Source organism: Tolypothrix tenuis PCC 7101 (assembly GCF_963874875.1).
Classification (GTDB): Bacteria; Cyanobacteriota; Cyanobacteriia; order Cyanobacteriales; family Nostocaceae; genus Aulosira; species Aulosira tenue.
In genome coordinates this window covers 3,089,635-3,099,665 of sequence record NZ_CAWNJS010000001.1, presented here as the reverse complement: position 1 = coordinate 3,099,665, position 10,031 = coordinate 3,089,635, and the positions used below count along the sequence as shown (strand labels likewise).

Genomic DNA, 10,031 nt, shown 5'->3' with positions numbered 1-10,031 from the left:
CCTGCCTCTGCCCCCTGCCCCCTGCCCCCTGCCTCTCTCATGGCTAGCCAAGTCATCAACCAGCCGCAAATACCTATGGCTAAACCGAGTTTGGTGACATCTACCTGGACAATAAAAATTGCCCGCATTAATAGCATTAATAGGGCATAAACAATGACAGCCGCAGGTAAGTTAATACCGAAGCTGATGCGGCTACTGCTTTCATCTGGCGGTGTTTCTGAGGGTTGAGGCTGTCGGTGAAGATTGTAATAAACAGTAATTATAGTTGTTCCTACCATCGCCGCATACACAGCAATTAAAGGAAAGCCGGGGATTTTCCAGCCCCAATGAAGGAACGATAACCCGAGAATATTGAGCAGTAATAATTTATCGGTACGTAAATTAGTAAAAAATAGGCGATTATTGCAGAGTAAAACCGTAATAACTGTTAATGTTGGGGCTGCGATCGCAACTGTAATCCAGTCCAAAGGATTGTGCCACAATTTAAAGCTGTCCATTGCCCAAAAATTCACCGGCACTAATAACAGCGTCACTAGCAGCAATGTTTGTGCAGTCAATCTCAGGTTATTTTGCTTCGCCGCCCAAAAGCTGAAACCCCAAAAGCTTAAGGTATAAGCGAATAAAACCCCATACTGTCCAGAGGCGGGAAACTTCTCCCACTGGCTAGCTGCGAGTACCCCAGAGGATACCACCACCAAAAACACCCCTAAAAACAGCAGCCAGCGTACACTCAATTCTTCCCCTAAGGACTGTAACATTGTGGTTACAAAGTTAGGTTTAGCTGACTTCGCTTCTGGTTGTGTCCTGCTGCTAGATTTTACAGATGTAGTCTGTAACATATCTACAGGTAACTGTTGCACCGGATCGGAAATTGTTACAGCCGCTTGCGGTTGCAACACCACCGGACAAACCAAATTCTCTTCGCAAATCTGCCTCACTTTGGCATGAGATATCAACCCCAAGCGCAACCATAGATCTAGCCCTTCTAGTAGCTGAGGATGGGAAGATGGCAGCCTGACTTCAAATTTAATCGGGCGATCGGGTAACATAAGTTGCAGCCGTATCAGTATATACTTAAATATTCGATAGATGAAAGTATAATTATGCGCTAACTGTGCCACTTATTCAGCCGACATAATCTTATACCATCAAAAGGGCATAGGGGATAGGGCATGGGGCATAGTAAAGAGTTAATTTGTCCCGCGACTAGCCCAAAATCGGTGGGCGCGTACCCTACACACCCCCGGATCTGAGTTTCCCGCCTATTTCCTGTGAAGGTAAGCGTATTTTCCAACTCAAAAAGTAGATTGGGTTAAGCGCAGCGCAACCCAACAACACAACGTGAATGCTGGGTTTAAGGGACTTATAAATAATAAAGATATCCCAGTATTTATTGTGGGGTGGACATCTTGTCCGCCCAGTTTATGTGGCGGGCAAGATGCCCGCCCCACAAGATGGAATAATTTATTTCTTGGAAATCCCTAATTCTTCAATTGCAGCAAAAAACCTGGATGAGTGTAATACCTCTAGTCGCGAATAACCTGATATATGTATACTACAGTTAATCTATCGAATAACAGTAATATATTGTATGATGGCTCTCTCACAAATTGTTACTACTCAACCAAGTAAAAATACTAAGCAAATTTTTACTCGCAGGTCATTTTTACCAGAACATCCAGGGGTTTTGTGGAAAATTGAAACAGGCTTTGTACGCACTTTTACATATTTAGAAGATGGTACTACAGTTGCTTTAGGATTGTGGGGGCCAGGGGATATAGTTGGCAAGAGTTTATCTAAGTTAGACCCCTATCAAATGGAGTGTCTCACTAAAGTAGAAGCAAAAATTTTGCTGTTAGAAGAATGGCATCAGCCTACAGATATTTTATTAGCTCACATTCAACAAGCGGAAGAGTTGATGGTGATTCGTAGCTATAAAAAAGTAGATACGATGCTGATTAAATTATTAGCATGGTTATCTAGAAGGTTTGGATCTGAAGTTGAAAAGGGACGTTTAATTGATATGCGTCTTACTCACGAAGACCTCGCAGAAATATTAGGTTCAACTCGTGTCACCATCACCCGCGTTTTAGGACAATTTGAGCAAGAAGGATTAATTAATCGTCTGTCTTTGCATCGTATCGTATTAAAGCAAGAAGATATTTGGTATTATGAAATATAGGTGTTTGGTAATGGGTAATTGGTAATTGGTAATTGCTAATGGGAATATTTCTCTTTGTCCTCTAGTCCCCAATCCCCAATCCCTAACCTCAATAACTCCAACTATCCCCATCTACATTAGGCTTACCGACAATTTTTAGATTTAGAGATTCGAGGTAATTTAAACCGCTAGAAATTTGTGACAAGGTTCCGCGAATTTCTAAATCAAAGCGTCCTTCGCCTCCTGTTGTGCTTCCCAGAAAGGCGCTAATGATATTCACGACTAAACCATGATGAGAAATTAACCGAGAAATTACTGGTTTTTTAAGATAGGAATTAGGAATATATATGCACACACGAACTTTGGTAATCTGGCTTTTTTTAGAGAAAGATGGAACCGAAGGAAATTTGGGTGCTGTTTTAACTTGAATTTGATGGAATGTAGTCATGGGATACTAAATTAGTAAATTAAAAAACTATTTGTTCTAAATTTCCGTGTTGCACTGTACCAGACCAATTAGGCCAAATTGGTAGTCCCAGTTTTTTTAAGTAACGCAGGCTAGAATGGATCTGTTTTGTTTCACCCCACAAATCCAAATCAAACCATCCGTCATCTTCTACAGAGGGATTGAGAAAAGCACTGGTGATATTAACTGTTAATCCAAACCGAGATACTAATTGAGAAATTATCGGTTTTTTGTAATAGCTTTTTAAAATACACAATTGTATGTGTAGTCTATTAGTTTGTCCATGAGAAAGCCATTTTTGGCATTCTGTTGCCCACTGATTTTTAAATGTTTCTAATTCTTTGCGCGTTAGCTTGTTAATAGCTTTTGGGAACGGCTGAGAATGTTGGTAAAATTGAATATGATTTGCAATTGCTAACTCTACTAAACCCACACCCAATTCTTGCAGGTAAGACAGGCTATTAGTGATTTGCTCAGGATTTCCCAAAAATTCTAAATCAAACCAGCCATCGCTTTCACTCCCGGATACTAATGATGCAGCTACGATGTTTACTGTTATACCATAGCGAGATACTAGTCGAGAGATAACAGGCTGTCTTTGATACTGTGCAGGTACGGAAATTCTACTGTGAATTGGTGCAGATTTTCTGATTTTATTTGCAGACATTAGCTCAATCCTCCCATAGCCATTGGGTTGTTGAAGCAGAATGCAACGCAGAGGAAACACTTGTAGCCAAAAATCTGTACTTTCCCTAAATTTTCCAGACTGGATATGAGTCTCATTGAGATTCTCCTCTTCTAGGCTGCAAATAAACTACACTAATTCTATCAAGTTACTGTATTAAATAGATATGTAAAGGAGAATGCCACAAAAACGGCAAAAATACAATGCGTAGATTCTCGTATTTGGGGAATGGGGACAATACTACAAGGGATAGCGTTTTGAACTTTGGTTTTGGGGAAAAGGTTAAAGGTTAAAGGTTTTTTCTTTCCCTTGAACCATTCCCCTTTTTCCCCTAACCGACAAGTATTGAGAATTGGTAATTGGTAAAAGATAGGACTCTACTCAGCACTGATTTTGTTGAGAATTGATGACTTTGTGAAAAAAATATGAGAAGGGCGTTAGTCCTAAAATGTATTGCCAATAAATAAAAATAAGCATTCTTGCTTTTCAACTCGATGCTTTCACACAAATATACAAAGTGACAGGCAAGGAGAAACTAGGATATTGTGTAAATTACGCAAACATCGGTTTTAGTGGATCACAACCACTAAAGGTAATGGCAAAACTTGGGTATGAATTTTGAAGTCCACCAATAAAGCAGTTGCTAAAGCAAGCCCTAGCCAAAATAGTGGCCGATGCATTTGTTTTTGATTTATGCGAGGTATATGATGACTACTCAGACTCATTCTTCAGTGTTGCAAAAGACTGCTAGCTTGACTTTATCCAAGCCTGTACAAGCAACACTTTATGTTTCCTTGTGCGCGTTGACACTGTGGACTGTTTATTTTACAACCTACCCAGCAATTCACGATCGCGTACACAGTCCCCGTCACCATACTTTGCTGGTTCCTTGTCACTAAAACACTTAGCAACTGTTTGGGAATCTTCAAGTTAATTCATAATTGATTATTCGCACTGAGAATGCCAAAATTTAAGCTTTATACACTCATCAGTATTATTTGTATGATGAGTGTAGTTTTTTATAGTTTTGTGGGCTTTTCGCAGTCACCCCAACCCAGTGTGAGACTGATTAGCCCAACGCCAGAAAGCCAAATTATACCTTTTGAAGCGGAAGCCAGTACACCCCAATCTCCAGTCAAATTAGCATTGCAAGCAGTAGATGCTGAAGGTAAAGCTTTAGAAAATGCTAAATTACATCTGGAAATTTTTACGCCACCCCATAACCCTTGGTTCACAACAGATTTCCCGATAGTTGAGGGAACCAAGCTGCTTGATATAGAAACAATAGCTCCTCAAGGGCAGTTGGAATTACAACAAATACTACCAATTCGTGGAAATTACCAATTTAAGGTAAATGTTACCCCTGTGGTAGCCAACGCCTTTAAGCCAATTGCACAAACTCTGACGTTAACTGTAAAAGAGAATTGGGTAAAATACCGCAATTTTGCGATTCTGGCTGTAGTGTTGTTGATAGTTGGGTTAGCTGGCGGTTGGGTAATTGGTGGTTCCCAAGCGATCGCACCTACTGAAATTGCGCCTGAGCGCGTGCGATTATTATTGAGTGGTGCAATTGTAGTTGCGATCGCATCTCTATTATTCGTTAACATTAGTGCAGAAGTTGCCCAGTCAGAGAGTTCAACACACGCACATCATCACGATCATCATGCATCCAAAAGTGCAGTTGAAACTGATAGCGATGGGATTGCCCGCCAACAGAGTTTACAGGCACAATTATTAGGCGATACTAGCGCCACAGTAGGAAAACCTGCGGCTTTACAGGTAAAAGTCATTGACGAAAAAACCAATCAGCCTGTTCAAGATGTAATCCTCAATATTAAAACAACCATGCTGGAAGATGGTTGGGTTAATTTTGCTTACCAAGCTATCCCCGATACTACAGGCAAATTTGCTTGGGAACAAGGATTTTTTGATGGCGCACCTCACAAATTAGAGGTGGAAATTGCGCCCAAACCCAACGCTTCGCGCCAATTTACGCCGTTTAAAGTGCAAAGAGATATAGAGGTAGAAGGAGTTGCACCACCTTTATCAGTGCGGTTCATCAGTCTAGCCTATATGACAGCTTTCGTGATTGCAGGATTGTTAGTAGGGTTGCGACTACGGGGTAATTCTTTAACATCAGTTTCGTAAGCTACCTACAGTGAGATGATGAATTGTACAGAGAGTTAATGATTCTTCTGATGCTAAAGCGAATGACCGAAGCGATTTTAGATTTTGGATTAAATGAAAATTTGAAATCTAAAATATTTGGTCTCAAGCCTCTGGGTTAACCCAGAAGAAAAACAAAAATTTTTCAATTGCACAATCCATAGTGAGGGCTGTTGACAGTTGACCGTTAACAGCCCTTATTAGTAGTTATGCAATTTAGACGTGCATTAGCTTATTTAAGCCTCTTCTTGATAAGGCAATACGCTTCAGATAAGAGCATTAGTGATTGATTTGTCAGTTGTGGAAATAGCTAGCTCAATTGGGGGATTCTCCCCCAAACCCCCGATTGGGTGACGGTTGCGTCCCCCAAACCCCCTCCAAAATTATTGTTTTGTTGTCAATTTATTTTTTTAACTGAACTGTATTGCTTTATCAGGAGAGGTTAATCCAAAATTGAATGACATCTTCCGCTTTTCTTGACGAATCAGCTCTAAACCAATACGGTTCAGATAAGAGCATTAGTGATTGATTTGTCAGTTGTGGAAATAGCTAGCTCAATTGGGGGATTCTCCCCCAAACCCCCGATTGGGTGACGGTTGCGTCCCCCAAACCCCCTCCAAAATTATTGTTTTGTTGTCAATTTATTTTAGGACTTACGCAAGTGTCATATTTTTTTCGTTGAGTTTTATCCAGGGGAGCCAGTCACGTGCGGAGGTTCCCTCCGTTGAGTGAACTGGCGTTCAAATGTCAAGAGTCCAAAAAACCTAAATTTTTGACCCTTGACTCTTGACTCTTGACTCTTGTGCCAGAGGATCACTGTGCCAGTTGCGTAAGTCCTGTATTTTTTTAACTGAACTGTATTGATCTCTGAACAACTCTAATTTGCTATCGAAAATTTCGTCAGCCTCAATATTTATGGGTTTTCCATTATTTACCAATTCTTTTTCAGCAAGGATTCTAATTCAGCTTGTAAAGCGGCAAAATCCGCAACTCTTGCTACTAATAAATTATCCTTACCTGCATCACCTAAGCGCTTTTTCCAATAATCAATACTCTCGGAATTATTTACCCAAAAATTAATGACAGTATCTACTACTTGGTCAAGATTCCAGTTCCATTTAGGTGGCACTGGTTCTATAGATTCCAAGAAGGCATCTAAAGTACAAATATGCGTACCAACGTATTCAACACCTGGTTTTTGTGGTTCTTGCAGGGTTTGTTGATGATTAAAAAACTGTAAAACTGGCGATACTCCTACAATGTTAAAAGTGTATGCCATTCCAGTCCTCCAAATTGTTAATCAATTATATGGAAGTTTGAGTTTTCTTGGCAATAATTATAACTATAATTTTAGACAAATAGTATCTATAAAAAGTAGAATTTTCGTTTATATCTCGAGTATTAGGGTTCATTCACAAATTAGCACTTACGACCTTTGAGTGCTAATTTCTTAATAAGATAAGTAGTGTAATATTAGATAGTTTCAAGCATTATTTCATGGGTGCAGATTATTTTTAATAATTTTTTAAATTCATCCTTAATCAATGGGCAGGGTGAAGTGGCGGCTTTAGCTGCTGCTGGTTTATGGGCTGTGGCTTCGGTGGTGTATGGGCTTGTAGGGCAGCATATCCCGCCAATACAGCTAAATTTGATTAAAGGAGTAATTGCGATCGCACTATTGCTGCTGACAATTGCGATCGGTGGGGAATGGTTACCGCAGATTCCTGCCTTATCGATATGCTTACTCTTTCTTAGCGGTGCTGTGGGTATTGGCTGGGGTGATACAGCTTTTTTGGCAGCGATTAATTACTTAGGGGCGCGGCGTGTTTTACTTTTAGGAACCCTTTCCCCACCAATAACAGCGATCGCTGCTACAATTTTTCTCGATGAACAACTCAATGTCAGCGCTTGGTGCGGAATTTTGCTGACGATTTTGGGAGTCGCTTGGGTGGTAACAGAACGAGTTCCTGGTAATAGCGAAGTTGACTCAGCACATCTGTGGCAAGGTATCGGTTTTGGTTTGTTAGCCACCATTACCAATAGTGCAGGTTCCATCTTTTCCCGTGCCGCATTTGCCAACGCCAGTATTTCCCCCTTGTGGGCTGCTGTGTTGCGCTTAAGTGCTGGAGTGCTGACGATTTTAGTGTGGGCATGGTTTTCCCGTCGCCGGCAGATGGCATTTCCTTATCCCTACTGGCAATCTCGGCGAATTATTCTAGCTAGTTTCTTTGCCGCCTTTTGTGGCACTTATTTAGGAATTTGGTTGCAGCAAACAGCTATTAAACTCACATCTGTAGGTATTGCCTCAACTCTGTTGCAGACTAGCCCATTGTTTGTGATCCCTATTGCGATCACCCTAGGAGAAAAGGTGAGTTTGAGAGCGATCGCAGGTGTCGGAATTGCGATCGCCGGTATCGGATTGTTGTTTTACTTGAAGTAATTGTGATGAATTCTGGAGAATTTACTGGATTAAGTTAGCTCGTGATTTGCTTGCAAAAAGCTGACAATACATAGTGTCAGTGGATTCCTCTAGTCAGCTTTTTGGGAATATTTAACCCCTCCGTATAAATACAGAATCTTTAACTTGAAAAAATTTAATTTTATTTTAAGCTGTGGTATATTCACTATATGAGGATATTCTGCAAGTCAAAATTCGCAAAAAAGGATTGTTGAGGGCACAGAAAAATTTTTATTCATTAGGAACCTATTGAAAATACACCAAGCTACTTGCTGTCTAGGTGCTAACTTAGCTCTACTGTCCGAATAAGATTGATTGGCATCGAAACAGATATTACTCACTCAATACACTTAGACACACAGCAGCTTGTCGTTATATCTTTACTTGTCGTTGTCACACCCAATGAAAATGCTTATTGTTTAAGCACACTGATTTGATGTGACAACCTACTATCACTTTGTCATATACATTAACGCTTGTAGTTAAAAGCTGAACGCAGCTTTCTTGAGCAAAATTAGTGCTGACTACAAACCGATTTTAGTAGGCATGACAGAGTAATAGGCTAATTGTCTTGGGGTATCAATTATCGCTCAGGTAATGAATACTGTCAGCCATGATTGCTGCCATAAATCTCAAGACTAATTTATCCAACCCTTGATGAACAGGGGTTAAATCAAGCTGAGAATTTTTCGGATACTTGCAGAATTAGCTATTTCTTTATCAACGTATAATCACTTAACTACAACAACAATATGACACTATCAATCGAACGTCAGCATCAGACACCCAGCAATGCGATCGCACCAGCTAAAACTCCAGTTAGCCTATCAACCTCAATAGGTTTACTCAAAAGACAGTTAAAGTCAGAAGGTATTAGTAGCTTTGAAGATATAGCTGCAGCTATTTATCAGCATAGGCAATCGCAAGTTGAGGCGGGTTTGTATTCCTATGACAAATTTACCTTGGAAGGGAGCAAAGGAGAAACCCAATTAGTTTGTCCATCTACAGGCACTTTGCATCATTGCATTGTTTGGTGTATTAATCACTACACTGGCTTAAACAGAAATCAGAAGATTATTGATAAAGTCTGCAAAGCCGTACAAAAATTTGGCACAGGAAGCGGGACTTCTGCTTTGTCGGGGGGTATGTCTTCGTTGCATAAAGAAGCAGAAAGAAGGCTTGCATCTTTAGTGGGTAAAGAATCGGCTTTATTGTTTCCCACAGGATACAGCACCAATTTAGGTGTGATCTCTGCTTTACCAGGAACCAATGATTTTTTACTTTTCGACCGTGAAGCCCATGCCTCAATTATTGATGGCATCAAACTTTCTGGGAAGAAGTTTGCCTCGTTCAAGCATAACTCAGTTGCAGACTTAGAGAAGAAACTGCAAAAATATCGGCACCAGTACGAAAACGTCATCGTTATTGTCGAATCTGCATATTCTATGAGTGGCGATTTAGCGCCTTTAAAGGAAATTGTCCAACTCAAGCAGAAATACAATTTTCATCTCTACGTAGATGAAGCGCACACATTTGGTTTTTATGGACATCAGGGTGCAGGCTACTGTCAGGAACTAGGGGTAACGGAAGAAGTAGACTTTATCATGTCTACATTGTCAAAATCGACAGCTTCCATCGGTGGTTTTATCGCTTGTAAAAGTAAATATATACCTTTACTGCAATGGAGCGCTAATTCTTACCTATTCCAAGCTTGCTTAACACCAGGAGATGCAGCTGCTATCTTAGCCTCACTCGATGAATTAGCTGCTAATCCCGAATTAATTGCACAAATTCATCAAAAAAATAGCTACATGAGGGAAAAGCTGACAGGAATGGGTTTTGATTTAGGTCATAGTCAAAGTCCCATTATCCCTATCTTTATTCCTGAACCAGAGACTTTACAGGCCTTTAATCGAGATTTACTCTCAGAAGGAATTTATTCTGTCGCAGTGATCTATCCTGTCGTTAAGCCTTCTGAAGGTCGCATTCGTTTTATTTTGAATGCTTCACACACCTATGAAAATATTGATCGCACATTATATGTCCTAGAGAAACTGGGCAAAAAATATCGACTGATTTAAGCGAGGGAACTCCA

8 protein-coding genes and 1 pseudogene are annotated in these 10,031 nt (G+C 40.3%); 5 read left to right on the top strand and 4 right to left on the bottom strand.

Annotated elements, in window-relative coordinates:
- Window positions 1–1,049, bottom strand: a pseudogene (locus AACU25_RS12640) (DUF2157 domain-containing protein); the annotation flags it as partial.
- Window positions 1,050–1,594: 545 nt separating this feature from the next.
- On the opposite strand from AACU25_RS12640, the gene AACU25_RS12635 reads away from it, so the two are divergent.
- On the top strand, window positions 1,595–2,182 hold the full coding sequence (locus AACU25_RS12635; RefSeq protein WP_096576088.1) for a Crp/Fnr family transcriptional regulator: 588 nt from the start codon (window positions 1,595–1,597) through the stop codon (window positions 2,180–2,182).
- A gap of 88 nt (window positions 2,183–2,270) precedes the next feature.
- Here the strand turns inward: AACU25_RS12635 and AACU25_RS12630 are convergent, their stop codons facing one another.
- Both AACU25_RS12630 and AACU25_RS12625 read right to left on the bottom strand, forming a co-directional pair.
- Complete coding sequence (locus AACU25_RS12630) at window positions 2,271–2,609, bottom strand: NIL domain-containing protein (protein ID WP_096576086.1); 339 nt, start codon at window positions 2,607–2,609, stop codon at window positions 2,271–2,273.
- Between the two features lie 19 nt (window positions 2,610–2,628).
- The gene (locus tag AACU25_RS12625) at window positions 2,629–3,294 is read right to left on the bottom strand and encodes an NIL domain-containing protein (protein ID WP_096576083.1); all 666 of its coding nucleotides are present in this window, start codon (window positions 3,292–3,294) and stop codon (window positions 2,629–2,631) included.
- Window positions 3,295–4,016: 722 nt separating this feature from the next.
- On the opposite strand from AACU25_RS12625, the gene AACU25_RS12620 reads away from it, so the two are divergent.
- Window positions 4,017–4,211 carry a CbtB-domain containing protein gene (locus tag AACU25_RS12620; RefSeq protein ID WP_321206903.1) on the top strand — a complete coding sequence of 65 codons (195 nt, stop codon included), beginning with the start codon at window positions 4,017–4,019 and terminating at the stop codon, window positions 4,209–4,211.
- A gap of 103 nt (window positions 4,212–4,314) precedes the next feature.
- Window positions 4,315–5,460: a hypothetical protein gene (locus tag AACU25_RS12615; RefSeq protein ID WP_321206904.1), complete on the top strand. Its 1,146-nt coding sequence runs from the start codon at window positions 4,315–4,317 to the stop codon at window positions 5,458–5,460.
- Window positions 5,461–6,409: 949 nt separating this feature from the next.
- Here the strand turns inward: AACU25_RS12615 and AACU25_RS12610 are convergent.
- Window positions 6,410–6,757 carry a hypothetical protein gene (locus AACU25_RS12610; protein WP_096576077.1) on the bottom strand — a complete coding sequence of 116 codons (348 nt, stop codon included), beginning with the start codon at window positions 6,755–6,757 and terminating at the stop codon, window positions 6,410–6,412.
- Between the two features lie 222 nt (window positions 6,758–6,979).
- On the opposite strand from AACU25_RS12610, the gene AACU25_RS12605 reads away from it, so the two are divergent.
- Window positions 6,980–7,918 carry a DMT family transporter gene (locus tag AACU25_RS12605; RefSeq protein ID WP_096576075.1) on the top strand — a complete coding sequence of 313 codons (939 nt, stop codon included), beginning with the start codon at window positions 6,980–6,982 and terminating at the stop codon, window positions 7,916–7,918.
- A 770-nt stretch (window positions 7,919–8,688) separates the two neighbouring features.
- A complete protein-coding gene (locus AACU25_RS12600; RefSeq protein WP_096576072.1) occupies window positions 8,689–10,017 on the top strand; it encodes an aminotransferase class I/II-fold pyridoxal phosphate-dependent enzyme in 1,329 nt (442 codons plus the stop codon).
- Window positions 10,018–10,031: the final 14 nt, after the last annotated feature.

What these genes read in the sequence shown, in the direction of transcription:
- AACU25_RS12630 (WP_096576086.1), bottom strand. Translation starts at nt 2,609, where the DNA reads ATGACTACATTCCATCAAATTCAAGTTAAAACAGCACCCAAATTTCCT.
- AACU25_RS12625 (WP_096576083.1), bottom strand. Translation starts at nt 3,294, where the DNA reads ATGTCTGCAAATAAAATCAGAAAATCTGCACCAATTCACAGTAGAATT.
- AACU25_RS12610 (WP_096576077.1), bottom strand. Translation starts at nt 6,757, where the DNA reads ATGGCATACACTTTTAACATTGTAGGAGTATCGCCAGTTTTACAGTTT.
- AACU25_RS12635 (WP_096576088.1), top strand. Translation starts at nt 1,595, where the DNA reads ATGGCTCTCTCACAAATTGTTACTACTCAACCAAGTAAAAATACTAAG.
- AACU25_RS12600 (WP_096576072.1), top strand. Translation starts at nt 8,689, where the DNA reads ATGACACTATCAATCGAACGTCAGCATCAGACACCCAGCAATGCGATC.
- AACU25_RS12620 (WP_321206903.1), top strand. Translation starts at nt 4,017, where the DNA reads ATGATGACTACTCAGACTCATTCTTCAGTGTTGCAAAAGACTGCTAGC.
- AACU25_RS12615 (WP_321206904.1), top strand. Translation starts at nt 4,315, where the DNA reads ATGATGAGTGTAGTTTTTTATAGTTTTGTGGGCTTTTCGCAGTCACCC.